This window comes from uncultured Brevundimonas sp., from assembly GCF_963974615.1.
In the GTDB taxonomy this organism is placed as follows: Bacteria; Pseudomonadota; Alphaproteobacteria; order Caulobacterales; family Caulobacteraceae; genus Brevundimonas.
In genome coordinates this window covers 1-24,497 of the sequence record NZ_CAXBDH010000025.1, presented here as the reverse complement: position 1 = coordinate 24,497, position 24,497 = coordinate 1, and the positions used below count along the sequence as shown (strand labels likewise).

At 65.7% G+C, this 24,497-nt stretch carries 23 protein-coding genes, 3 tRNA genes and 1 pseudogene; 7 read left to right on the top strand and 20 right to left on the bottom strand.

All coding sequences use genetic code 11. The annotated features are described in order from the left end of the window. Nucleotides 1-17: 17 nt before the first annotated feature. Nucleotides 18-1,862 (top strand): patatin-like phospholipase family protein, encoded by a 1,845-nt coding sequence (locus tag AAC050_RS13935; RefSeq protein WP_339915693.1) that lies wholly within the window; start codon nucleotides 18-20, stop codon nucleotides 1,860-1,862. A gap of 247 nt (nucleotides 1,863-2,109) precedes the next feature. Here AAC050_RS13935 and AAC050_RS13930 read toward each other — a convergent pair. The 16 genes and pseudogenes from AAC050_RS13930 to AAC050_RS13855 form a co-directional block, all read right to left on the bottom strand. Then, a pseudogene (locus AAC050_RS13930) lies at nucleotides 2,110-2,529 on the bottom strand (methyltransferase domain-containing protein); the annotation flags it as partial. Between the two features lie 31 nt (nucleotides 2,530-2,560). Then, nucleotides 2,561-2,637 (bottom strand) — tRNA-His (locus AAC050_RS13925). Nucleotides 2,638-2,719: 82 nt separating this feature from the next. Next, nucleotides 2,720-3,454: a M48 family metallopeptidase gene (locus AAC050_RS13920; RefSeq protein WP_339915692.1), complete on the bottom strand. Its 735-nt coding sequence runs from the start codon at nucleotides 3,452-3,454 to the stop codon at nucleotides 2,720-2,722. A 125-nt stretch (nucleotides 3,455-3,579) separates the two neighbouring features. After that, the gene (locus AAC050_RS13915; protein ID WP_339915691.1) at nucleotides 3,580-4,302 is read right to left on the bottom strand and encodes an energy transducer TonB; all 723 of its coding nucleotides are present in this window, start codon (nucleotides 4,300-4,302) and stop codon (nucleotides 3,580-3,582) included. Between the two features lie 15 nt (nucleotides 4,303-4,317). After that, nucleotides 4,318-4,752 (bottom strand): biopolymer transporter ExbD, encoded by a 435-nt coding sequence (locus AAC050_RS13910; RefSeq protein ID WP_339915690.1) that lies wholly within the window; start codon nucleotides 4,750-4,752, stop codon nucleotides 4,318-4,320. A gap of 5 nt (nucleotides 4,753-4,757) precedes the next feature. Beyond that, nucleotides 4,758-5,663, bottom strand: coding sequence for a MotA/TolQ/ExbB proton channel family protein (locus tag AAC050_RS13905; RefSeq protein ID WP_339915689.1), 906 nt, complete (start codon nucleotides 5,661-5,663; stop codon nucleotides 4,758-4,760). A 461-nt stretch (nucleotides 5,664-6,124) separates the two neighbouring features. Beyond that, nucleotides 6,125-8,674 (bottom strand): ATP-binding protein, encoded by a 2,550-nt coding sequence (locus AAC050_RS13900; protein ID WP_339915688.1) that lies wholly within the window; start codon nucleotides 8,672-8,674, stop codon nucleotides 6,125-6,127. A 257-nt stretch (nucleotides 8,675-8,931) separates the two neighbouring features. Continuing rightward, nucleotides 8,932-9,007: transfer RNA gene (locus AAC050_RS13895), tRNA-Phe, on the bottom strand. Between the two features lie 109 nt (nucleotides 9,008-9,116). Further along, entirely contained in the window at nucleotides 9,117-9,281 is a 165-nt protein-coding gene (gene yacG / locus AAC050_RS13890) for a DNA gyrase inhibitor YacG (RefSeq protein WP_339915687.1), read from the bottom strand. A 2-nt stretch (nucleotides 9,282-9,283) separates the two neighbouring features. After that, on the bottom strand, nucleotides 9,284-10,306 hold the full coding sequence (locus tag AAC050_RS13885) for a ribonuclease E/G (protein ID WP_339915686.1): 1,023 nt from the start codon (nucleotides 10,304-10,306) through the stop codon (nucleotides 9,284-9,286). Then, a complete protein-coding gene (locus AAC050_RS13880) occupies nucleotides 10,303-10,893 on the bottom strand; it encodes a nucleoside triphosphate pyrophosphatase (protein WP_339915685.1) in 591 nt (196 codons plus the stop codon). The genes AAC050_RS13885 and AAC050_RS13880 overlap by 4 nt, the downstream gene beginning before the upstream one ends. A gap of 12 nt (nucleotides 10,894-10,905) precedes the next feature. Next, complete coding sequence (gene infA, locus AAC050_RS13875; RefSeq protein WP_003164348.1) at nucleotides 10,906-11,124, bottom strand: translation initiation factor IF-1; 219 nt, start codon at nucleotides 11,122-11,124, stop codon at nucleotides 10,906-10,908. A gap of 102 nt (nucleotides 11,125-11,226) precedes the next feature. Further along, on the bottom strand, nucleotides 11,227-11,694 hold the full coding sequence (locus AAC050_RS13870) for a UPF0262 family protein (RefSeq protein WP_339915684.1): 468 nt from the start codon (nucleotides 11,692-11,694) through the stop codon (nucleotides 11,227-11,229). Next, nucleotides 11,691-12,161 carry a DUF2948 family protein gene (locus tag AAC050_RS13865; RefSeq protein ID WP_339915683.1) on the bottom strand — a complete coding sequence of 157 codons (471 nt, stop codon included), beginning with the start codon at nucleotides 12,159-12,161 and terminating at the stop codon, nucleotides 11,691-11,693. The genes AAC050_RS13870 and AAC050_RS13865 overlap by 4 nt, the downstream gene beginning before the upstream one ends. Beyond that, nucleotides 12,151-13,440, bottom strand: coding sequence for a UDP-N-acetylglucosamine 1-carboxyvinyltransferase (murA, locus tag AAC050_RS13860; protein ID WP_339915682.1), 1,290 nt, complete (start codon nucleotides 13,438-13,440; stop codon nucleotides 12,151-12,153). Before murA ends, AAC050_RS13865 begins: the two co-directional genes overlap by 11 nt. 99 nt (nucleotides 13,441-13,539) lie before the next feature. Then, nucleotides 13,540-13,695, bottom strand: a complete 156-nt coding sequence (locus AAC050_RS13855; protein WP_339915681.1) for a hypothetical protein — start codon at nucleotides 13,693-13,695, stop codon at nucleotides 13,540-13,542. Between the two features lie 100 nt (nucleotides 13,696-13,795). Here AAC050_RS13855 and AAC050_RS13850 point away from each other — a divergent pair. Next, a tRNA-Thr gene (locus tag AAC050_RS13850) sits at nucleotides 13,796-13,870 on the top strand. A gap of 57 nt (nucleotides 13,871-13,927) precedes the next feature. Here the strand turns inward: AAC050_RS13850 and AAC050_RS13845 are convergent. From AAC050_RS13845 to AAC050_RS13835, 3 genes are all read right to left on the bottom strand, one after another. Next, nucleotides 13,928-14,515: a hypothetical protein gene (locus AAC050_RS13845; RefSeq protein WP_339915680.1), complete on the bottom strand. Its 588-nt coding sequence runs from the start codon at nucleotides 14,513-14,515 to the stop codon at nucleotides 13,928-13,930. A gap of 49 nt (nucleotides 14,516-14,564) precedes the next feature. After that, nucleotides 14,565-15,059 carry a peptide-methionine (R)-S-oxide reductase MsrB gene (gene msrB, locus AAC050_RS13840; protein WP_339915679.1) on the bottom strand — a complete coding sequence of 165 codons (495 nt, stop codon included), beginning with the start codon at nucleotides 15,057-15,059 and terminating at the stop codon, nucleotides 14,565-14,567. A 96-nt stretch (nucleotides 15,060-15,155) separates the two neighbouring features. Then, a complete protein-coding gene (locus tag AAC050_RS13835; protein ID WP_339915678.1) occupies nucleotides 15,156-16,637 on the bottom strand; it encodes a hypothetical protein in 1,482 nt (493 codons plus the stop codon). A 189-nt stretch (nucleotides 16,638-16,826) separates the two neighbouring features. On the opposite strand from AAC050_RS13835, the gene AAC050_RS13830 reads away from it, so the two are divergent. Both AAC050_RS13830 and AAC050_RS13825 read left to right on the top strand, forming a co-directional pair. Further along, nucleotides 16,827-18,821: an acetyl/propionyl/methylcrotonyl-CoA carboxylase subunit alpha gene (locus tag AAC050_RS13830; protein WP_339915677.1), complete on the top strand. Its 1,995-nt coding sequence runs from the start codon at nucleotides 16,827-16,829 to the stop codon at nucleotides 18,819-18,821. A gap of 85 nt (nucleotides 18,822-18,906) precedes the next feature. Next, on the top strand, nucleotides 18,907-20,355 hold the full coding sequence (locus AAC050_RS13825) for an alpha/beta fold hydrolase (RefSeq protein WP_339915676.1): 1,449 nt from the start codon (nucleotides 18,907-18,909) through the stop codon (nucleotides 20,353-20,355). A 174-nt stretch (nucleotides 20,356-20,529) separates the two neighbouring features. Here AAC050_RS13825 and AAC050_RS13820 read toward each other — a convergent pair whose 3' ends face one another. Then, nucleotides 20,530-21,402 carry a LysR substrate-binding domain-containing protein gene (locus tag AAC050_RS13820; protein WP_339915675.1) on the bottom strand — a complete coding sequence of 291 codons (873 nt, stop codon included), beginning with the start codon at nucleotides 21,400-21,402 and terminating at the stop codon, nucleotides 20,530-20,532. Between the two features lie 232 nt (nucleotides 21,403-21,634). Here AAC050_RS13820 and AAC050_RS13815 point away from each other — a divergent pair, with 232 nt between their 5' ends. The 3 genes from AAC050_RS13815 (at nucleotide 21,635) to AAC050_RS13805 (ending at nucleotide 24,449) form a co-directional block, all read left to right on the top strand. Continuing rightward, on the top strand, nucleotides 21,635-22,597 hold the full coding sequence (locus AAC050_RS13815; RefSeq protein ID WP_339915674.1) for a hypothetical protein: 963 nt from the start codon (nucleotides 21,635-21,637) through the stop codon (nucleotides 22,595-22,597). Between the two features lie 22 nt (nucleotides 22,598-22,619). Then, nucleotides 22,620-23,174, top strand: a complete 555-nt coding sequence (locus tag AAC050_RS13810) for a fasciclin domain-containing protein (protein WP_339915673.1) — start codon at nucleotides 22,620-22,622, stop codon at nucleotides 23,172-23,174. Between the two features lie 105 nt (nucleotides 23,175-23,279). Continuing rightward, entirely contained in the window at nucleotides 23,280-24,449 is a 1,170-nt protein-coding gene (locus AAC050_RS13805; RefSeq protein WP_339915672.1) for a patatin-like phospholipase family protein, read from the top strand. The last annotated feature ends 48 nt before the right edge of the window (nucleotides 24,450-24,497 follow it).

Sequence of the window (24,497 nt, the reverse complement as noted above, 5' to 3'; positions counted from 1 at the left end):
CGGCGCTAACTGAGGTCATGGCTCCGACCCGCTCCAACCGGCTGGAACATGCCCTCCACCGCATCTTTGACGGCGGTACCAATACCCACGCCAGCTGGTTCGCCCTGACTGGCGGCGAACCCCTGTTCAACGCCGGCGACCCGTCTGACACCCTGTATCTGCTGCGCTCGGGCCGTCTCGGCGTGTTTCGCCACGAAGAGGGCCAACCACCGAATCTCGTCGGGGTCATTCGTCCGGGCGAACCGGTCGGCGAAATGGCCATGCTGGCCGGAACACCGCACACGGCCGGGGTCGTGGCCCTGCGCGACTCCCAGATGGTCGCCCTGCCACGCGAGGCCTTCTTCGAGGCGGCGCGTACCGAACCCGATCTGATGGTCGAACTGTCGCGCCTGATGATCCAGCGCGCCCGCGATCGTACCGCCGGCGGCGGTGAGCCCAGCGTATTCGGTTTCATCGCCGCCCGGCCCCGTCCGATCCGTGCCTTCGTCGAACAGGTGGCCGCGGCGATCCGACGTCAGGATTTCACCTGTCAGGTCATCGACAGTTCTGCGCTCAGTTCGGCGTCGGAGTGGTTCTCACGCGTCGAGGATACCCACGACTTCGTCCTCTATGCCGCCGAATCCGAAGAGGCGACCTGGGCCAATCTGTGCGCCCGCCAGGTCGACCGGCTATTCATCGTCGGCAACACCCTGCTGGCCCCACCGACCCGTCCCCTACCCCACAAGGGCGTACTGGACGCCCAGCAGCGCACCGACCTGATCCTGCTCAGGGATCCTCGCATGACCCGGCCGGCCAATACGGCCATCTGGCTCGACACAGTTCAGCCGGGCCGCTGGTTCCATGTAATGGAGGGAGTCGCCGCCGACGCCGAACGGATTGCCCGGGTAGTGACCGGCACGGCGGTCGGCGTGGTATTCTCCGGCGGCGGGGCCCGGGCCTATGCTCATGTCGGTGTGTTGCGGGCGCTGAACGAGGCGAGCATCCCCATCGATTTCGTCGGTGGTTCGTCTATGGGGGCCATCGTCGCCGCCGGCCCGGCGCTGGGCTGGTCGCAGGAAGAACTCGAGGCCCGCATCTGCCGGGCCTTCGTCGACAGTGACCCGCTCGCGGACATCACCTTTCCGATCATCGCCATGACCCGCGCGGCCAAGGTCGCCGACCTGCTGGAAGAGGCCTACGGCGACGTCGACCTGGCCGATCTGGTGCGCCCCTTCTTCGCCGTCTCGACCAATCTCACCTCGGGACGAATCGAGGTTCATCGTCGCGGTCTGATGCGACTGGCCATGCGCGCCAGCATCGCCATTCCGGGCGTCATGCCCCCGGTGGTGATTGACGGTCAGGTGCTGGTCGACGGGGCCGTACTCAAGAATTTCCCGGCCGATGTCATGCGACAGATGAATGCCGGGCCGATCATCGGCAGCGACGTCTCGCGCACCCGCGGCGTCGACCCTGTCCTGTTGCAGAATCCGCCCTCAATCTGGGAGTTGATCGTCTCCGGGGCCTGGAAGCGCGGCCCGCCGATCGTTTCGGTCCTGATGCGAGCCGCGACCTTGACCTCAGAGGCCGATCTGGAACAGTCGCGCGCCGCGACCGATGTGCTGATCCAGCCGACGCCCGAAGGAGTCGACATTCGCGACTGGAAAGCTTTCGAGCCGGCGGCCACTGCCGGCTATACCGCGACAAAGGCCGTGCTGGCGGGTATCGAAGGGCCGGTCACTGACTTGCGCCGCCGCAAATTGATCAACGCTTCTGCGCCAGAAGAAACAGGCGTGGAAACCGCAACAGGGTCATCCCGTCTGCGCGCGGGGGGAAAGCCGGTAAAAGCGCCGCGGCGAAGGCCGAAAGGAAAGCCGACCGCATAGGCGTGCCGTCCAGTGCCGTCAGACAGGGTCGCAGCGCCGTGCCCTTCATCCATTCCAGTACCGCGTCCGGGCCGATCAGGACGTGGAGGTAGGTGGTCGACCAGATATCGACGGTCGAACAGCTCCGTGCCAGCACGTCATAATAGGCCTCAGGCGTCAGCAACGGCGCTATGGTTCCAATCCCCGCCAGCCGGGATGCCCAGGGTTCCCGGGAGGCGACCTCGCGCATCAGCACATGATGGCGGGTTTCGTGCGCCATCGGCATCTGCACCGCCAGCACGCCACCCGGCGCGAGGGTGGCGGCCAACCGCGCCAGCAATCCCTCATGGTCAGGCAGCCAATGCAGCGCGGCATTGGCCAGGATCAGATCGACCGGCCGGTCCGGTACCCAGTCAACGATGTCGCCCTGTCTCCAGCCGATGTCAGTCGAACGCGTCCGAGCCTGCTCCAGCATCGCGGCGCTGCTGTCCAGCCCCTGCACCACGGCCTCGGGGTAACGACCTTTCAGGGTCACCGCATGCTGACCGGCACCGCAGCCCAGGTCCCAGATGACGCGAGGATTCAGATCATCCGGCAGACGCTGCAGCAGATCATGCGCCGCTCGATCCCGCTCGGACTCGAAACGACTGTACTGTCGGGGATCCCAAATCGGGGGCACATCGATCATGGCCGGAAACCCCCTCGGCATGCGCTGTCGATGGTACCGCCTCTCAGGCTTGAACTGAGGACCTCCGGTTCCACAAACCGGCGCTCTAACCAACTGAGCTAAGGCGGCGCTATCGACGCGAGGGGCGTTCTCTAGCGGGCCTGACCGACCCGATCAAGCGACCGGGTCGGGATTTATGCCAGGGGTCGGGTCAGTTCCAGCCGCGGCTGGCGATATACTGCTCCAGCGCGGCGATGCGGGAGGCGTCTGACGGGTGGGTCGAGGCGAATTCCGGCACCGAAGTCTGACGCTGCGCCGCCATCAACCGCCACAGGGCTACGGCCTCCGAGGGCTTGAAGCCGGCGGCTGCCAGATAGTCCACGCCGAGGCGATCGGCCTCCAGCTCGTCGCGCCGCGAATAGCGCAACAGGAAGCCGTATTGGGTAAACACGCCGGCCAGACCGCCGGCGGTCTGGCCATATTCCCCGGCTACACCCTGGACCAGGCCACCCAGCGCATTGCTGGAGGCCCGTTCGGCCCCGTGGCGGGCCACCACGTGACCGACCTCGTGGCCGATCACCGTGGCGAGCTGGTCGTCATTGCGGACCAGGGCCAGCAACCCGGTGCTGACTCCGATCTTGTGCGACGGCAGCACAAAGGCATTGGGGCTGTCGCTGACGAAGACGGCGTATTCCCAGTTGCTGTCCCCGAGTCCCGCTGCCCGAACGATTCTGTCTCCGACCCGCCGAACGCGTGTGTTCAGGGCCGCGTCGCGGGAAACCGGCTGGGTGCGCAAGGCTTCAGCCCATGCGGCGTCAGCCTGACGGTTCAACGAGGCGTCATCAACGATCACAAGTTGATTGCGGCCCAAGGTTTCGTTGTAGGCGCAACCGGACAGGGTCAGGGCGGAAAGGGCGGCAGCCAAGGCCAGGCGCGATGAGTTCATGATGGTCCTCCGGGAATTGAACAGGGCTAACGCCTCAGGTTCGCTGTGGCTCCCTGTCTTTTCCAGTCGCACAAACAAAAACGCCCCGGAGCGAGCTCCGGGGCGTTCTTTTGCAATCCGATAGCTTAGTCACCCAGGTTGAAGGGGACCCTCACACGGAAGGTAGCGCCGACGGCAGCACCATCCACGGTTTGCGGCGACAGTCGTCCGCGCTGGGCGATACGTACAGCAGCTCGACCGAACCCGTAACCTGGAGGCTCTTCACTAATCACCCGGCAGTTAGAGGCCTGGCCATCGGGCCGGGCGGTGCACTCAACCGTTGCCGACCCGCTGACTTCCCGCTGCAAAGCGCGATCGGGAAAATCCGCGGCGGTGGGACGAGGAGGCCTGTCCCAACGCACATTGGTGATCACCGAGGGACGCGGCGGTGCCGGAGGTGCCGGCGGAGGCGGCGGTCCGGGAACGATCACAGGGGGACCCCTGTACTCGACCCGATCTTCCTTCTTCGTCGGCTCGATCGGCAACGTAACCGGCGGCGGCGGGGCCTGGGTGTTGATCACCGGCTCGCGCACCTGAAGCTTGGGCGGAGGCGGCGTGTCAGGCGGCGGCGGCGGCGGTGGCGGTGGCGGTGGCGGCGGCGCGGGTTCGATCAGTTCCACATCGACGGCGTCGTCGCTGTAGTTGAATTCCTTCAACTTGAACTTCTCGTTGTAGAGCCAGAAACCGGCCAGCAGGTGGAACATAACCGACATACCAATGCCGATCAGTGCGCCTGTAGACAGGCCCTTTTTCTTTTTCCGCGGTGGATCCAGAATCGGATCGCGATGGGCGTGGGTTTCAGCTGTCATACTCTCGACCGACCTCTAAAATGATTGGTCTTCGCCGACCAGGGCAACGCTGTAAAAGCCGTTGTCCTGAAGAGCGTTCATGACCTGCATGAAGTCACCGTACCGTGTCTGCTGGTCCGCGCGGATGAATATCCGCTCGTCAGCGGGGCTCCTACGGCCAATCTGGGCCGTCAGGTCCGCGCCGAGGCTGCCGACGTCCGATCTGAAATCGCCGATGAAGACATCGCCGTCATCCTGGATCGAGATGAAGATCGGCTTCGGCGGATTTGGCGCAGGCGGTGCGACGGCTTGCGGAAGGGTCACCGGCACCGACACGGTGGCGAGGGGAGCCGCCACCATGAAGATGATCAGGAGAACGAGCATGATATCAACGAAAGGGGTGACGTTGATCTCGGCGTTCGCCTCGACGTGATACTTCCCGCCGCCGGAACCTGAAAGCTTGGCGGCCATCCGTCTTACGCTCCCTTGTCGAGTTGACGCGAGATGGCGTTGATCAGTTCGGCGTTGAAGCCGTCAGACCGCGTGCCGTAAGCCGAGATACGGGTGTTGAAATAGTTGTAGAAGATAACCGCCGGGATAGCGGCGAACAGGCCGATACCGGTGGCGAGCAGCGCCTCGGCGATACCGGGAGCCACGACCGCCAGGTTGGTGGTGTTGGACTCGGCGATACCGATGAAGGAGTTCATGATCCCGTAAACGGTACCGAACAGACCCACGAACGGGCCGGTCGAACCGACCGAGGCCAGGAACTGCTGACCGCCGGACAGGCGACCTGCGAGACCGGCCTGGACAGCCGCAACAGCGGTCTGGGCACGGAGCAGGGCCGAGTCACGGTGATCACCGGTGACGCTCAAGCCGGCCTGACGCGACAGTTCGATTTCCTCGGTGGCCGCGGCGGCCATGTCGGCCAGCGGATTACCGTCGAAATCGTCCGAAGTGGCGACGCGGCGCATGTCAGCGATCGTGCGGGCGGTGCGGAAGGCTTCAAGGAAGCGGTCCGTAGTGCGGCCCAGAGCGCCGAACTCAAACATCTTGATGAGCAACAGGGTCCAGGAAAAGACCGAAGCCAGAACCAGGCCGATCATCACGACCTTAACCACCATACCCGCGTCCATGAACATGGAGATCGGGGTGATGCTGCTGCCGTGTCCGCCGCCGACCGCTTCACCAACCGAAGCCGGATCGACTGCGGGGGCTGCGTCAACCGGAGCTGCCGCGGGAGCCGCTGCGTCAGCCGCCGGGGCTGCTGCCGCTACGGGTGTCGCCGGGGCCGCGTCCTGCGCGAGGACGGGGGAACCCGCCATGAGCACGGCAGCGCCGGCCAGAGCGAGAAACGTGTTCTTCATTTTGCAATCGAGCATAGTTCGCCAGTTCCTGCTTTGGTCTGACTCGTGAAACGCTAAAGGATCGTCGCCACGAGCGCGGTCGAACCCAGTGAAAATTTTCGTCTGCAGTTTCGGCCATTGGACCGAGAACTGCGAAACGCCTTCTAACGCATCCGGTTGCCTTGCGACTTCCGACGGCGGTGACGACTGTCTTCCAGTAACACACTTTCGGACATTCGGCCGCTCGCAAAGAAAGCGGTCAGGCTCCTTTGAAGAACCCGTACCGGAGCGTCAAGTGCGGATAGACGCTTTTCCCCCTGCAGGCGATTGCGCACACTCCATCCTCCGATTCCAGCGAATGCATGTCATATCGAGCCGGGACAACCAGCGGTCGCGCACGTCCGCTTCGTACACTGGACGAAAGCTGAAATGGCTAACCCTGGATCTGGCCTCAATCCTGGCTTCGATTTCGAATTTTCGGCAACCGCCGAAGCGCTCTAGGCCACACGATCGACCTGGGACTGTTTGATGTCCAAATCGGTCCCTCCGGCATCATTTTCAGCACGTTGTCGATCATGCTGCACGGCAAGCGCCCTGGCCAGGGCTTCATAAAGCTGTTCGGCCGCGATCGGTTTGGTGAGGTGACCGTCAGCTCCGGCAGCGATCGCCTGTCCCGCATGTTCGGGCATGGCATTAGCGCTGAGCGTGTTAATGAGCGTGCGACAGGCCCCCGTCAGGGCCTCCCGTGCGCGGATGGCGCGTATCGCCGTCAAACCGTCCATCACCGGCATCTGCATGTCCATCAGGATCAGGTCGAAGGTCTCAATTTCGGCTAGGGCCACCGCCTCGGCACCGTTTTCGACACATACCAGGTCAACGCCGGTCCCATCGAACAGCAACTCGACAACCTTGCGATTGACCGGATGATCCTCGGCCAGCAGCACCCTCGGAGAACGCGCCTGCTCACTGGATGTCAGGGCCGGCACCGCGACCACCGTCTCGGATGCCGTGGCAACGGCGTCTCCAACCCGCGCGAGATCCAGCGTGAAGGTGAAACATGATCCTCGACCGGGTTCGGACTCCACATCCAGCGAACCGTTCATAGCCATCGCCAGGGTCCGTGAGATTGCCAGTCCCAGACCGGTCCCCCCAAACTGTCGTGTGATCGAGCCGTCGGCCTGTTCGAACCGTTGGAACAGCCGGGCCTTGACCCCGGCATCAAAGCCGATGCCGGTATCCGTCACGGTCACAAACAGGCGACCGTCCGTCAGTCGGCCCGCCTTGAGTTCAACATGCCCTTCGCCGGTGAATTTCACGGCATTCGACAACAGGTTGCAAACCACCTGGCGGACCCGCACCACATCGCCGACGACCACCCCGGTCGCCGCCGGCTCGATCATCAGATTGAAGTCCAGACCCTTTTCGCGCGCAGCCGGCTCGAACAGGGCGACAACATTATGCAAACAGTCCTCGAAATCGAACGACTCCGACTTGAGATCGACCTGCCCCGACTCGATGCGCGCCAGATCGAGGACATCGGTCAGCAGAATCTCGAGCGTCTCCCCGGACGTCGCGATCAATTTGACCATTCCGGCCTGCTCATCAGTCAGCTTCGTTCTGGCCAGGGCCGCATTAATGCCGATCACCCCGTTTAGCGGCGTCCGGATCTCGTGGCTCATATTGGCGAGAAAGTCCGTCTTCGACCGGTTGGCCTCGTCAGCGATTCTGGTAGCCCGCTTCAGTCGTCGCCCCTGACGAAGCTGCCAGATCAATGCCGAAAGGAGTGTGGCCAGCAGAATGACGACCAGAAAAGTCACCCATCGTCCGAAACCGAGCATGCGGGCATTGGCTGCAGCCAGCTCCGTGGCCGAGACCAGTGCGGCCCGGCGGCTGGCCAGCTGGGCTTCGAGATTGCCCGTGACTTCGTGCATGCCGCTGCCGAAACGCTGGACGGATAAAATCCTCTCATGCTGCCCATAGTCCCTAAGCCGGGCGTAAGCCTGCTGGGAGTGTCCCTCGGCGAACAGCACCGACGCTTCCACACGACTCAGGTTTAGTTGCCGTTCCGGATTTTCAGCACTGGATGCGCTGAGTCGTTTCGCGACCTCCAGATCGCGTCTCGCTGCACGCGAATCGCCCGTCTGGGCCAGAGCATCGGCCCGCATCGCCAGCAGGCCGATCTCCCGGGCTGTCGCCCGTTGTAATGTTGTGCTCACCGGTTCCAGGCATTTCAGCACCGCACCGGGGTCAGCCTTGTCGCTCGCAATTCGGGCGCAGAGACCGGCGTCCCAAAGCACGAGACTGTCGAGACCCGACCTAACCGACAGACGATGATGAGCGGCCAACAAACGGTCCGCTGTTGCGAAATCGCCCCCCTGGGAGGCCAGCTTGGCGAGGTTGTAAACGCTGTCGAAATCGGGGCGGGGATATTGGGGGTTGGCGAACTCTACCTCAAACCGATGAAACGCGGCCGCGCTGCCCTCGTAGTCATGCAACTGCATCAGCCCGAGACCGACGATTTCCCACACGCCGGCATGAGCCGTGTCGACCTGGGGTCCGGACAACGGAATTTCCGACTCGGCATCGGCCAGAAGTCTCAGCGCCTGCCCCGTACGGCTGTCATCAATCAGCGTCAGCGCCAGCAGCCTCGCGGCATGCGCCCGGGTAAACCAGTCGACCTCTGATTCATGAATGCGCGTGAGTTCGGGAATAACGGTCGCGTCGCCCTGGGTATAGCGAGCAGCCAGGGTGTTGATCCGGGCGACGACCATATAGCGCCGGTCATTTTCCCGGGCTGCGGCCGCGGCCAGCCGTTCATTCCATAAACGGGATTTCTCGGTTTCCGACTGGGTCTGGAACAACCATGCGACATGATAGAGACGATTGAGCCCTTCCCGGCCCGGCATCTTCTGGGCCGCGACCCCGAAACGTTCCAGGGCTGCAAAATCGGTCCGGGTCGCGCGGGCCTCGACCGTCGTCGCCAGATCGCGCGCCCGGTCGGACGCGTCCACCATCGTCGCGGACGCAGACCCGGCAGCAATCGCCATGAAAACAATAGCCAGGACGACGATTCGAAACGAATGCAACAAAGGGCAAACTCGCAGGCTGGTGCACGACAGCCGGCAAACTGCACTTTAAATGATTAAATATTCTTCAGGTCCCTATTTCCGCTTTCATGCCCTGTGAAAGGCCCTCGTGAACCGGAAAACATGCGTCGGAGGTCGGGAAAAACCCCGGGGAGACAAACAAGGGAACATCGGCCAGACCCCCGAAAGAGGGGAATATTGTCTTGTGCTGAAAAAAGTGGTGCCTGGGGGCGGATTCGAACCACCGACACGCGGATTTTCAATCCGCTGCTCTACCAACTGAGCTACCCAGGCGCGCGCTTTGGCTCGCGGGAGCGGCGTCTATAGGCGAGGCCGCCGGGGGTGTCCATAGGGGTTTAGAGTGAACCGGGCGCTGAGCCCGAAGTCCTCCGCCCCGCCCAGATCACTCGGGTTCGGTTTCGTCCTCCGCGGACCCCTCGGGACCGGCCGGTATGGCATAGCCGCCGGTGAACCAGCGTTGCAGATCCAGGTCGGCGCAACGCTTGGAGCAGAACGGCTTGTATTCTGGCACCGCCGGACGTTGGCGGCAGATCGGGCAGTTGGCCATGGTCAGTCCTCTATGATCCGCGCGGCCCCGAGGGCCAGGCCGGGCTCGACCCGCAGCGCGGCGCGCGGTCCCAGCCGGGCTACCAGCGGGGCAGCGACGGCGACTTCGTCGGCGGCACAGATGGCAGTAAACCGCGGCGTCGCCGTATCTTCCAGCAGGCGATGGCGCAGCGCCCGCACGGCGTCCAGAGCCCGGTCCTCGACCGTCCGGCCCAACACAGTCTCGATCGGCCGCAGTCGCCACGGCAATGACAGCGACAGGACGCCGAAGCGATTGACCGGGCCGATCACCACCGCCGGATCGCCGCCGAAGACAGTTTTGGCCGTGCGCAGGATCATGTCCCCGTCCTGGCCGGTGCCGATCAGGTCCACCGCCACCAGACCGCCCCAGCGCTTCAGCCGGATCAGCCGCGCCGCCTGGACCAGTCCCTCGCGATTGGCCCGCTCGCGGCCCTTGCGCGCGTCGCGCCCGGCCACCGGCGCATGATCGATATCGACCGCGACCAGGGCGCGGGTGCGCTGTACTGCCAGGTCCAGCCCGATCGCCGGGACCACCGTCGTCACACCCAGCGCCACCTCGGCCGCCTCGCGTCCCGCCGCGATCGCCGCCAGTCCCGTCTGGACTGCCACGCCCGGAGCCAGCTCAGCCAGCTGCGCGGCCACATCGGGGCCGGCCTGCAGCAGCCGCGGCGTCCCCTCCCCCGGGCCCGTCCGGCGCAGTACCGGCCCCTTGCCGTCGCGCGGCTCGGCCGTCACCTCGACCTCGATCCGGTCTCCGTTACGCACCGCGACCTCGCGCCCCAGCGGCAGAAAGCCCGCCGGCTCACCCGCACCCAGGTCGACGAAGGCCCCGCGCAGCCCGGCCGCCACCTCGGTGACACGCCCCACGCAACGCGCGCCCAGCCGGTGCTGCGGCACGTCACTGTCGCGCTGAATCAGAAGATGTTCGGGAAGACCGTCCCGATAGACCATGCCCCGGGTCTCGCCGGGCATGGCGTCGAGGAAGACCTCGACCGCCGCGCTCACGACCGCCGCCAGCCCATGCCGGACAGCAGGTTGACCGTCTCGGGCAGGGGCAGGCCCATGACCGCCGGATGGCTGCCGACGATGCGCAGGATAAAGGCTCCTGCCGGCCCCTGGATGCCGTAACCTCCGGCCTTGCCGCGCCAGTCGCCGGAGGCGACATAGGCGGCGATCTCGGGCTCGGACAGGCATTTGACGCTGACGCGGGTGTCGACCGCCCGGCTGATGAGCTTGTCCCCGGCGGCCACCGCCACGGCGGTGAAGACCCGATGGTTGCGACCGGACAGCTGACGCAGGAAATGGGCCGCCTCAGCCTCGTCGGCGGCCTTCTCCAGCAGGCGACGGCCCAGAGCCACTACGGTGTCGGCAGCCACCACCACGGCCCCCGGCGACCGGGCAGCCACCACGGCCGCCTTGGTCCGAGCCAGCCGCACGGCCAGACGCGTCGGCGTCTCGTCCTTCAGCGGGGTTTCGTCGATGTCGGCGGGGTCGACGCGGTCGGGCACGATCCCGACCTGGGCCAGCAACTCTATGCGGCGGGGACTGGCCGAAGCCAGGATCAGGTCGGGGCGGACCCCGGAGGCGGGCATGTCGCCCCGCCCCTATTTGAAGCGATAGGTGATGCGGCCCTTGGTCAGGTCATAGGGCGTCATCTCGACCAGCACCTTGTCACCGGCCAGGACGCGGATGCGGTTCTTGCGCATCTTGCCGGCGGTGTGGGCGATGATCTCGTGGTCGTTCTCGAGCGTCACACGAAACGTGGCGTTCGGCAGCAGTTCGCTGACGACACCGGGAAACTCGAGCAGTTCTTCCTTAGCCATGCGGCCTCTCGCGCCCTGAAAATACGGTTCGGGGCCCACACCGGGCGGAGTGTGAGCCGAAAAGAGGGCGCCTCATGCACCAAAACGTCGGGTTAGTCGAGTTCAGCCGCGGCGATACAGCGCCGTCACCAGGGTGAACAGCCGCCGGGACGTCTCATGGTCGATGGCGATCTTGCCATCCAGCCGCGCCTTCAGCAGTTCGGCTCCCTCGTTGTGCAGGCCACGACGGCCCATGTCGACCGATTCGATTTGACTGGCCGACGACCCGCGCAAGGCTTCGAAATAGCTGTCGCAGATCATCAGATAGTCCTTCAGCACCTTCTTCAGCGGCGTCAGGGACAGGACATGAGCCCGGGCGAAATCCGGGCCGGTGATGTCGAACACCAGACGGCTGTCCTGCAACGACAGGGTCAAGGCATAGGGACCACCCTGCCCTCCGGCCGGCCCGAAACTGTTCTTCTCGACCAGATCGAAGATGGCGACACGGCGCTCATGCTCGATCTCGGCCGTCGCCGCCGGCAGGGTCGCTGCGTCCAGCTCGACCGAGGCCAGCCGGTGCGCGTCACTCATGGCTGCACCACGGCGGTCGGCAGGTCGTCCTCATGGATCGGCTCAATCCGCGCCGGCCAGCGCTCGGACAGATCGGCCACCACGGCGTCCAGGCATTCCACATCGATCCGCAGATCACCGCCGCCGGCGAACATCAGCAACACTCGCCCGCCCGGAGCCTCATCGGGCAGGAAGTCGACGGCCAGCAACTCCAGCGCAGCGTCGCGGGCGCGCGGCAGACCCCGGCTCTTGACGGCCAGCACATCGCCGAACTGCATCGCGGTCCTGACGCGGGTACCCCCGCATTCCCAGCAGAAACGGCACAGGGTGATAGTCACGGTACGGGCACCCGCATTCCAGACGACGTCGCCCGGGCGCAGGATCGCATCCTGCAGCGCCGCCGACATGATCTGCAGATCCTCGCCATCAGCCGCCAGCAGCCGCAAGGGTGGGAAGGATGCGGGATCCGACGCGTCGTCAGTGCTCATGACCGTCTCCTCCGATTCGCCGGATATCGGCCCCGCAGGCGCTCAGCTTTTCTTCCAGCCGCTCGAAGCCGCGGTCCAGATGATAGACCCGGCCGATCGTGGTCTCACCCCGGGCCGCCAGTCCGGCGATAACCAGACAGACCGAGGCCCGCAGATCGGTGGCCATGACCGGGGCCCCGTGCAGGGCCTCGACTCCGGTAACCCGGGCCTCACCGGCGTGGACCGAAATCTCGGCTCCCAGCCGCATCAGCTCCGGCGCGTGCATGAAACGGTTTTCGAAGATGTTCTCGTGAATGATGCTCTCGCCCTCGGCCAAGGTCATCAGCGCCATGAACTGCGCCTGCAGATCGGTGGCGAAACCCGGATAGACCTCGGTGGTGACATTGACCGCCTTCAGCCGCACGGCCGGGTCGCGCCGAACGATGACCCCGTCCTCGGTCGGAATCACTTCCACCCCGGCCTCGACCATACGCGCAATCAGGGCCTCGATCAGGCCCGGCCGCGAGCGCGTCAGCCGCACCTCGCCTCCGGCCATGGCCGCAGCGACGGCATAGCTGCCCATCTCGATTCGGTCCGGAATCACCGACCAGGTCGTGCCGCCCAGCGCCGTCACGCCCGTAATGGTCAGCACATCGGTGTCGATGCCCTCGATCTTCGCGCCCATGGCCACCAGACAGCGCGCCAGATCACCGATCTCCGGCTCCCTGGCCGCACGCCGCAGCACGGTCGTGCCCGTGGCCAGCACCGCGGCCAGCAGCGCATGCTCGGTGGCTCCCACCGAAACGAACGGAAATTCGATCTCGGCTCCGGTCAGACCGTTGGGAGCGGAGGCGGTGACATAGCCCTCGTCCAGCTCGATCTCCGCGCCCAAAGCCGTCAGGGCCTGCAGGTGCAGATCGACCGGCCGCGCGCCGATGGTACAGCCGCCGGGCAAAGAAACCTTGGCATGACCGGTACGGGCCAGCAGCGGCCCCAGCACATTGAACGAGGCCCGCATCTGGCGAACCAGATCATAGGGGGCGAAGGTCGAGGTGATTTCGCGGGCGTGGAACAGGGTCTCCTGCCCGTCGGCCCCGTCGCGCTCGGTGACCTCGACGCCGAACTGGCGCAGCAGTTGTCCCAGGAATTTGGTGTCCGCCAGGCGTGGCATATTGGTCAGCAGCAGGGGCTGGTCGGTCAGGATCGAGGCCGCCATCAGCTTGATCGCGGAATTCTTGGCACCGCTGATGGGGATGGTCCCGTTCAGCCGATTGCCGCCCTGGATGGCGATACTGTCCATTGGATCCTTGAAACGCCCGTCGCGGGGGCGCCGGGGGTCGACTATCTAGCCCGGAGGCTGGTCAGAGCGAAAGGCCTCGCTGAACCGAGGTGATGACTTTCAGTTGCGATCCCGGGCGGGCCGAGGCGGCGCGGCCGCCTTGCGACGACGCAGATTGTCGCGCAAGGCCGTCGCAAGGCGAGCGGCGCGGGCCGTCTTCTCGACAGAGGCCGTCGGGACAACGGTTTCAGCAGGTTCGTCGGGGGGCTCGGACATGGTTGCCATCAGAGGCCCGGCGAAACTTTTGTTCAAGCCCGGGAAAAGAGGGCTTCCCCCCCGGGGGTGGTTTAGCTATACGGCCGCTTCCTCAGATTTCGCCGCCGTAGCTCAGTGGTAGAGCGCATCCTTGGTAAGGCTGAGGTCGTGGGTTCGATTCCCCCCGGCGGCACCATCTGCGAAACAAAGGCCCGACCTCACGGTCGGGCCTTTTGTCATTCCGGTCTTCACCTCAGCGTTTCGGGGCGACCGGGACACGGGACCGGCACCGGCGATCATCGTTACTGACGCGGCGATCGCCGATCATGGACGTCGAACCGGGTCGACGTATGGATACTGCTTCGCTGAACGAACAATCATCAGCCTGCCTCTCCGATCCGAAGACGGAATAACCCTCGCCATAGGCCGGGTAGCCATAGCCATAGACGGGCCAGCCGTTCTCGACCTGACGGTAGGTCAGGTCCAGACGCCCGTTCTCTCCTACCGGCAGGGACACCCCCACGGCATAGTCGCGATAGTCGCCGGTACCGATCCCTACACTGACCACGCCGTGCATCTGGCGATCATCGACGGGGCCGCCCCCGTCTGTCAGGGCGAAGGGCCGCGCTTCCGGGGTTCGCTCCGCCACCCAGCGCGAAACCTGCTGATCGGTCGTCAGGCCGTGCGGTGCCGCCGCCTGAACCGCAGCGGCGGGCGACCCGACTTCGGGGACTGTCGTCGCGTCCAGCTGAACCATCGTCACCGGCGCGGTCGCGACCACACCGTCGGGATCGGGACCACCGGCGAGGACAGCGGCGACAAAAAGGGTGGCGATCACCATGGGCTCGGCTCCTGGACACTGACCATCCTAGCCCCGATTGCGGCCAAGGTCAGGCGATTCCGTCGCCGCGCCCCAACGGGTCCGGCAGGGCCGTGCCCTCGGGCACAAAAGTCAGGGCCACCGAATTGATGCAATAGCGCTGACTCGACGGCGGAGGTCCGTCGGAAAACACATGGCCCTGATGGCTGTCACAGCGGGCACAACGCGTCTCGATCCGCACCATCCCGTGGGTGACGTCCCGTACCGCGGTCACATGATCCGGGTCGACCGGCTCGCTGAAGCTGGGCCAGCCGGTGCCGCTCTCGAACTTGGTCGCGGCCCGGAATAACGGCAGTCCGCATTCGCGGCAGCAGAAAACACCCGGTCGTTTCTCACCCAGCAGGGTGCCGCAGAACGGTGCCTCAGTGCCGTGGGCCAGCAGCACCCGTTTCTCCTCGAGCGTCAGATCGGCTTCCAGCGCCGCGCGCTCGGCCGCGTCGGGCGGCACCAGATCAAGGCCAGAGGCCGAGTGGCGGGCATTCCGGGGGGCGTCGGTTTCACTCATGGTTCACACATGGGAAGGGCCGGACGAGGGTTCCACCCCGTCCGGCCCGACTTTCGTTCGATCTCCGCGCTCAAGCCGCGCGAAACGCATAACAGCCTAGAACAGCGTGCCGACCCAGGTCCGGACAGCGGTCTCATCAACCGGATCGCCCTGGTAGACCAGGCCCTCGGCCGGGGTGAACGGCTGATTGTTGGCGCGCTGGCGCGAGGTCCAGGCCTTGTGGCCGTAGCTCAGGTCCGAATAGTTGGACGGCAGCCGCAAATCAGTGCGCTCGATGAAAATCGAATCGGTCGCCGTGGTGGCCCCGACCAGCCGCACATTGGGCAGTCGCGTCAGCAGGTCCAGCGTGTCGAGGCAACCGCCGGCACAGCCGCTGTCGACCAGCACGACCACCTGCCCCTGAACCGGGTTGGCGGCACCGGTGTCCGGCACAGCCGGCCGTCCGGCCAGGGTAAAGGTCTGCTGACCACTGGCCAGGGCCGCGTCGAAGGCGGCGATGACCGAGCGCGTTTCCTCGATCACCGGCATGCTTTCCTGGACAAAGCGCGGATCCGCCTCCATCCGGCCCAGGGTATCGACGAACCACTGACGGTTGCCCGGCGTGGCGCGATAGGTGATCTCGCCGGCCGCCGGCTGGCGGCTGACGGTGAACTCCGGGGTCCAGATGCGATTGGCCAGACCATAACCGCGCGTCGTCGAATTATAGGACTGGCCCGACGCTCCGCGCAGATCCAGCACGAAACCCTGCGGGCCATGCAACGAGGCGACCTGCCCCTCGATGGCGGCGTTGAAAGCATCCCAGCCAGCGCTGTCGGCGAAGGAATGCACATGCACCCACGGCCGGCCGTTGACCTGCTCAACCGCCAGGGGCACCTCACCCGGCATGTAGACAGTCGAGCGGTAGGCCGCCTCGATGCTTGCCTTGTCAGCAGTTTCCCGGGGCAGGGTATAATCGCGTGGCCGGCGGTTACCCACCTTGAATTTACAGGCCACCGGTACGCCACCGGCCCACTGGTTGTTACGGTTCCACAGCAGATAGGGCGCGCTGCGCACCCGGCCGGCCTCGGTGGTCAGGTCACCTTCCCAGCGGTCCAGGCGGGCCATCGCCATTTCTTCGGCAGTCTTGCCCTGGCATTCGACCAGCACCGCCCCGACCGGCGGTGCACGCCGCACGCCCGGCTTCACATAGGTGACCACATATTCACCATTCCGCCATCCCGTGGTGATCCCCGGCCAGCTGGTAGCGAAATAGGGACCCATGCCCTCGAAGGTGGGGGTGATCTCGATATTCGAATCGCGGAATCCGGCGGCATAATAGCGCATCAGATAGGCGTGGCTGTCGCCACTGTTAATCTGGTCGACCTTGCTCAGGGCATCGGTCAGGCCGGCGTCCAGCCAGCTGCGGAATGGCTGGCTGGCCGGTCCCGGCAGCACGGCCGCGGGATGATTGTCGCGCAGGGCGTCATGCGCCGCGTGGAGGTCCTGACGTGCCAGTGCCCGGAAATCCTGGGCGAGGGCCGATCCGGCACAAAGGGCGAGGGCGAGACCGGCGGTCGAGGCGGTGAGTAGGCGGTGCATATATCTGGACTCCAGAAGCGTCGCGGGAAGATGGGGCGAGTTAAAGCCGATCAGGAGCAGCCTTGCCAAGCCCGATCCCTGTCCGGGCGAATACCCGAACCGGTTTACTCCCAAGCGATCGCGTCCTAATCGGGGCGGTCGCTTCACATAAAGATCACGTTCACTTCAGAACGCGCCTCGGACAATCGCATGTTTTCAAAGATCCTGATCGCCAATCGCGGCGAGATCGCTGTCCGCATCATCAAGACCGCCAAACGCATGGGCATCCGCACCGTGCAGGTCTATTCCGAGGCGGACGCAGGCTCACTGGCGGTTGAACTGGCTGATGAAGCCATCCTGATCGGTCCCGCGCCCGCGGCCCAGTCCTATCTTCTGGAAGACAAGATCGTCGAGGCCGTGCGTCAGTCGGGGGCCGAAGCGGTCCACCCCGGGTTCGGCTTCCTGTCCGAGAACCCGGTCTTCGCCCGCCGCCTCGAATCCGAAAACATCACCTTCATCGGTCCCAATCCCCGCGCCATCGAGGCCATGGGCGACAAGATCACCTCCAAAAAATTCGCTGCCGAGGCCGGGGTCTCGACCGTGCCGGGCCATATGGGGCTGATCGAGACCACCGACCACGCCGTCCAGATCGCCAATGAGATCGGCTATCCGGTGATGATCAAGGCCTCGGCCGGCGGCGGCGGCAAGGGTATCCGCGTCGCCCATTCCGACGACGACATGGCCGAGGGTTTCGCCGCGGTGAAGGCCGAGGCCTTGAACGCCTTCGGCGACGACCGGGTCTTCCTCGAGAAATTCATCGTCAATCCGCGCCACATCGAGATCCAGGTGCTGGGCGACAAGCATGGCAATATCGTCCACCTGTTCGAACGTGAGTGCTCGATCCAGCGCCGCAACCAGAAGGTCATCGAGGAAGCTCCCTCTCCCCTGCTGGACGACAAGACCCGCGCCGCCATGGGCGAACAGGCGATCGCCCTGGCCCGGGCGGTCAACTACGACAGCGCCGGGACCGTCGAATTCGTCGCTGGTCAGGATAAGTCCTTCTTCTTCCTTGAGATGAACACACGTCTTCAAGTGGAACATCCGGTCACGGAGCTGATCACCGGCGTCGATCTGGTCGAGCAGATGATCCGCTCGGCCGCCGGCGAAAAGCTCGCCTTCGGTCAGGACGACCTGAAGATCGACGGCTGGGCGATAGAGAGCCGCATCTATGCCGAGGACCCCTATCGCGGCTTCCTGCCCTCGATCGGCCGCCTGATCCGCTATGACCAGCCTGAGGAAGGCGAACAGACCGGCCCCGGCGGCCCCTATGTCGTGCGCAACGATTCGGGCGTCCGCGAGGGCGACGAGATCTCGATGTTCTACGACCCGATGATCGCCAAGCTGTGCGCCTGGGCCCCGACCCGGGCCGGGGCCGTGGCCGGCATGTCGCGCGCGCTGGAAGACACCCATCTGGCCGGCGTCGGCCACAATGTCCCCTTCCTCGCCGCGGTGATGGATCAGGACCGCTTCCGTTCGGGCGAGCTGTCGACCGCCTATATCACCGACGAATTCCCCGACGGCTTTCACGGCATCCCGGCCGGACCGCTGCAGCGCGACATCCTGGTCGCCACCGGCATGGCCATGCACGAGATCGTCTCGGAACAGTCCGGCGACCCGTCCGACCGCATCGACTGGATTGTCCAGCTGGACCGCGAGCCCGTCCCCGTCAGCCTCGGCTATGACGACGACGAGGCCCTGATCCTCGAGGTCGACAACGGCGACCGCCTGCTGCGCCTCAGCGAAATCGACTGGCGGCCCGGCCTGGCCCAGTTCCGCGCCGTGCTGGACGACGCCCCCTTCACCGCCGAGATCAAACGCGTCGCCGACGGCTGGGACATCCGCACCCGGGCCACCAAGGCCCGCGTCCGGGTCATGCCTCCGCGCATCGCCGACCTTTATGCCCGCCTCCCCGAAAAGGTCGCCGCCGACACCTCCAAACTGGTGCTGTCGCCGATGCCCGGCCTGGTCGTCTCCATCGCCGTGGTCCCGGGCCAAGAGGTCAAGACTGGCGAAACGGTGGCCATCATCGAGGCCATGAAGATGCAGAACATCCTCAAGGCCGAGCACGACGGCGTGGTCAAGACGGTGTCGGCCAAGGCCGGCGACCCGGTGGCGGCGGACGATGTGCTGGTGGAGTTCGAATAGCCTCGCGACCAACACCATGAGCGAAACTTAACCTGACCCGCCGGTCCGAAGCTGTGAGACTGCCGCTCTAGGCGGAGGATTTCTCATGCGTTTCATATTGCTGGCGGCGGTTGCGGCGTCCCTTCTCGGCTGTGCCACGACTCCCCGGACGATGAATGCCGAACGCGGATTTACCCCCTGCGCCGACGCCGGCAGCCATCCGGCCCTGGCCGGGTCCCTGTGCGCCCTGACCCCGGCTCCGCTGACCTATGACGCCGCCGACCCCGGTAAAGATCAGGCCGAACTGTTCGTGCGCCAATTCCCGGCGGAGGGTCGCCGTCTGGGTCAGGTCTGGCTGGTCGCCGGCGGGCCGGGCGAATCGGGGGCCGGCTTCTATGCCCTGATCGACCGCCTGCGCAGCGCCTTCCCTGGCTATGACCTGCTGGTGCCCGACCATCGTGGGACCGGCGCGTCCAGTCGCGTCTGCCCCGAGGACGAGTCTGAGGCTTCCGCCGGGGGGCGTGAGCTGGCGGGAGCAGAATGGGGTACCTGTTTCGGCTTGCTGGAATCGCGCGCTGCCTGGCCCCAGGCCTTCACCATCACCAACGCCGCCCATGATCTGAGCCGGTTGATAGCCCGCCATGACGGTGGTGGCAAAACCTTCCTGTACGGCGTCTCCTACGGCACCCAGTTGGTGCTGCGGACCATGGTCGTGGCTCCACCCGCCCGTCTCGACGGCATCATTCTCGACTCGCTGGTCCCGCCCGAGGGCGACGGCCAATGGGACCTCAGCCATCGTTCGCAGGTCGTCGACGCCGTCGGGCGGCAAATGCTGGCCCGCTGCGACGCTGACACCGCCTGCCGCGCCCGGCTCGGCGGTTCGGCCGAGGCGATGATGCGCGCCGTCGTCAACGATCCTGCCCTGGCCGCCCAGTTCCCGGGCGAACAGCCCAAACTCTTCTTCGGCAGCCTGCTGGACAGCCCCGACGCACGCGCCCTGATCCCGGCGGTCATCGCCGGCGTCCGCGCCGGGGATACAGTCCCGTTGCAGGCGGCCCAAGCTCGACTGGAGGCCCAGATGGCCCCTTTCGCCGCGGTCGGTGCCTCGTCCTCTATTCCACTGGTCGCCGTCATCTCGGCCTCCGAGAACAACGCCCGCCCCGCGCTTACCCGCGCCGACATCGCCGCCGAGGCCGCCGACCTGCTGTTCACCAGCAGTCTGCCGACCCAGCTGGCCGGCGGGGCCGGCTTCGCCTATCCCCGCGACGCCGCCTTCGGGACCTCCCCGTCCCGCCTGCCGCCGGTGCTCATTCTACAGGGCGACCTCGATCCCAAAACGCCCCTCGCCGGAGCCCGCGCCCACGCCGACCGCTTCCGCGCCGCCGGCCCGGTCCGTTTCGTCACTGTTGAGGACGCCCCCCATTTCATCCTGCTGACCGCGCCCGACTGTGCGGTGCGCGAGATGCAGGCCTTCACGCGCGGAGCGCGAGCTGGTGAAGGAGCGTGCAGGGCTGAACAGGGAGCAGATCTGGGGAGCGCCGGATCCATCAGGTGAGTGTTCGACGCCGGCCCGGCATGTGTCCGGTGGGGATCCGGCGTCGAACGACCCTGAACCTTCCGCAATCACGATCATGCAATGACTGCGGCAGCTGTGCGCGGCACAAGCTTCAATGACCGCTGTAATCCCGCCTGACCAATCAGCTTTGCTGATACGGTCTATAAGCGCTGCTCATGAAGCCGGAGGTCTTCGCTCCAGATTGCGCAACACCTCCTTGGCCAGCAGGGCGGTCGGGCCGGTGCCGCCCCCACGGGCCGTGACCAGGGCGATCTCGCCATCCGCCAGTTCCGGCAGGGCGTCCCCCAGAATCATCAGGTCCCGCGGGACGATCGCCGCCGGCATCACACCGACGCCCAGCCCCGACTTGAGCGCGGCCATCTGGCCCGCCACGCTGGCCGAGGTATAGGCGGGCCGGAATGGCAACCCTGCGGACTCCAGCGCCGCCAACGCACGCTTGCGATAGATGCACGGGGCCGGAGCCACGATCAGCGGCAGCGGGCTCACCTCGGCCTGCGCCCGATCCAGCGCGACCCAGACCAGCGGTTCGCGCCAGACGCTGACCCCCACGGCCGGGCCCATCGGTTCACGTTTGATCAGGGCCAGGTCCAGCTGCCCCCGTGACATCAGATCCAGCAGATTGGGGCTATAGTCGCAATTGATCGTCAGCCTTATGCGTGGGTGACTGCGGGTGAAAGCCCCGAGAATGCCCGGCAGATATCGTGTGGCGATATCCTCGGGGGCCCCGAAGCGGACTTCACCTTCCAGATCACCGTCACCCAGCGTGGCCACGATCTCATCATTGAGACCGAGCATTTTCCGGGCCTGGGGCAGAAAGGCCGCGCCCTCGCCGCTCAATGTGACGGTCTTGCCGCCCCGGTCAAACAGCGGAACCCGCAACTGGCTCTCCAGTCGCCGGATTTGCAGGCTGATCGCGGGCTGGGTTCGCCCGAGCATCTCGGCCGCCCGGGTAAAGGTCCCGGTCTCGTGAATGGTCACGAAAGCCCTCAGCAATTCGACGTCGAGATTGATCAGGCGATCCGGCATTTCATATTCAACCCTTATGGATCCGGCTCCATCAATAACCGCCAGTCGAGTTCCGGTCGAGGTCGACTGTCCGTTGCATGACTGGTCCGCGTGCACGATTACGACATTATGAAGTCACCGGCGCGACCGTGATGACGACGGGCAATCAGCTCCACCGCCGGAACCGCCGGGGTCGCGAGCACGTTGGGCCTGTGATCGATATTGTATTCGATGGTCCACCAGTGAGCTTCCGATGAACAGGCTTCTTCCCCTCACCACAGCACTCGTCCTGACTCTGGGTCTGCCGCAAGTTGCCGCCGCCCAGAACAACGGCCACGGCAACAGCGACCACGACAAGGGCGACCGGAGCTCCGAGCGCGGCAATCAGGATCGCGGCGAGAGTCACGACGACGATCGGGGTGCCAATCCCGGCCGCGATCGCGGCGACAACCAGGCTCGACCGGCGGCCCGCGGCGACGACCATCGCAACGCCCGGGTCGAGGCGCGACGCGAAGACCGCGAGGACCGCGAGGATGACCGCGACCACGACCGCGGCGAACGGGCCATGGAACGCCGTGACGACCGTCGGGTCGAGATGTCTCATGAGGATGGCCGACCCGTCGTGATGCTGCGCCACGATCGTAATCGTGGCCTGATCAACGGCTGCCCGCCCGGACTGGCCCGCAAGGACAATGGCTGTCTGCCGCCGGGCCAGGCGCGCAGAATGAGCACCCGTACCCGCTTCGATTCCTTGTGGAACACACGCAACGACGAGTTCAACTACCGCTACGAGGACGGCTATCTGTATCGTCTGAACCGTCAGGGTTCGCTTCTGGGCTATATGCCGGCGCTGGGCGGAGCCCTGTCCGCGGGCAACCCGTGGCCAGGTCAGTATGACTATCAGCCCGTGCCCACCTACCTGGCCAACTATTACGGCCTGAACGCCCGGAATGACTATCGTTACGCCGACGGCACCGTCTACGGTGTGGACCCCAAGACCCAGGCCATCAGCCAGGTCGTCGCCCTCCTGACCGGGCAGACCCCGACCGTCGGTCAGCCGATGCCGGCCGGCTATGACGTCTACAATGTGCCCTACGCCTACCGGGGTCAGTATGCCGATACGCCGGCCAGCCAGTACCGCTACAATGACGGCTACGTCTATCAGGTCGATCCCAAGACCCGCCTGATCCAGACCGTCATCCAGCTTCTCACCTGATCCCGCGACCGGAGACACCAAGATGACGACCTATGTACACTGGGCCCTGGTGCCCCTCGCGGTTCTGTCCCTGGCCGCCTGCGGTGACGGCAAGACCGACGCCGGCCCCGCCGAGCCCTCGTCCCGGACGGTGACCGCCACCCTCCACGGCAACAGTGACTTCGGCACACTGGAGCGGGTGCTGACCAATGCCGGCCTGTCCGACGTGCTCGAAGGCACCGGTCCCTATACGGTGTTCGCGCCCGCCGACGCCGCCTTCACTGCGGCCGGCAGCGACGCCGACTTCACCACCGAGCCGATGCGGGCCCAGGCCGCGGCCCTGTTGCGGGCCCACATCGTACCGGGGGCCCTGACCCGGGCCGACATCGGTGCGGCCATCGACGCCGGCGGCACCGGTATCGTTCAGATGCGCACCATGGCCGACACCCTGCTGACCTTCTCGCGTGACGGCACCGCCATCGTCGTCACCGCGCCGGACGGGGCCAGCGCCCATCTGACCGGCAGTGAGGACCTGGCCAAAAACGGCGTCATCCAGCCCATCGACGCCCTGCTGATCAAGCCCGCACCGGCGGCCTAGACCTGTCGGAACGGGACCCCCGGCGGGGGTCCCGTCACCGGACCGTCCGTTCTGCGATCCTGCCGCCCCCTTTCCGTTCCGTCCCCGCCGGGGCATGACTGCCCCATGTCCCCTCGTCAGCCAACCCGCCGTCCTCGCTCGACCCGGACACTGCCTCCCGCCGTGCGCGGGGAGCCGGTCGGCTTCCACAATGTGCGACTGTCGGCCCCCCAGGCGCATGAGGCCCTGACCGAGGCGGCCGACCACATCGCCCCGCCGCGCATGCCGTGGGCGCGTGAGCCGATCAACATTCTGGCGGTATCGGGCGGTGCGGCCGGCGGGGCCTTCGGGGCCGGACTGCTGGTCGGGCTGACGCGGGTCGGACGGCGGCCCGGATTCGCCATCGTCACCGGGGTCAGCACCGGAGCCCTGATCGCCCCCTTCGCCTTCCTCGGCCCCGACTGGGACGACCGGCTGACCGAGGCCTTCACCGGCGGCGGGGCCGAGCGGCGGCTGGGTCTTCTGGGACTGGTGCCCGGGCGTCGTGCCGGCCTGTATCCGACCCGGGCGCTGGACGGGTTGATCGAGCCCTTCATCGACGACACCGTGCTCAAGGCCGTGGCCGGGGCCCATGCCACCGGACGGCGCCTGTTCGTCGCCACCACCGACCTGGACCGGCAGCAGGCCAGTATCTGGGACATGGGAGCCATCGCCACCCAGGGGCAGGCCGCCGGGATGGAAGACGCGGCCCTGAGCCTGTTCCGCACCATTCTGGCCGCCTCGGCCAGTCTGCCCGGCCTGTTTCCACCCCGCATGATCCGCTGCGAAACAGACGGACAGGCCTATGATGAAATGCATGTCGACGGCGGGGTCGCCGCGCCATTGTTTGTGCTGCCAGACGCCCTGTTGCGTTGGAAACAGGTGGGCCGCAGGCTACGCGGCGGTCGGGTCTATATCATCGTCAACATGGTGCTGGAGCCCGCGCCCCAGACCACTGCGAGCAATGCCGCTGCCGTGGCCATCCGCAGCTTCGACACCATGCTGCGCTTTTCATATCGGCAGGCCATCAGTGTCGCCGCCGCCTTCTGTGCCGGAGCCGATCTGCCACTGGACGTAGCCTCGGTTTCGCGAAGCTCGGACCTCGGCAGCGGACTCAGTTTCGAGACAGCCAGCATGCGCCGCACCTTTGATGCTGCGCTCGAAAGCGCAGCCTCGCCCGATGTCTGGATCGCGGCCACGCGGCAATCCGACACCCTCACCGATATGCTCGCCCGGCCATTCCGTACCGACCGCTAGATGTGAGCTCTCAATAGGTTGTCCATCCGGTCCAGGCCGGGGAAGCTG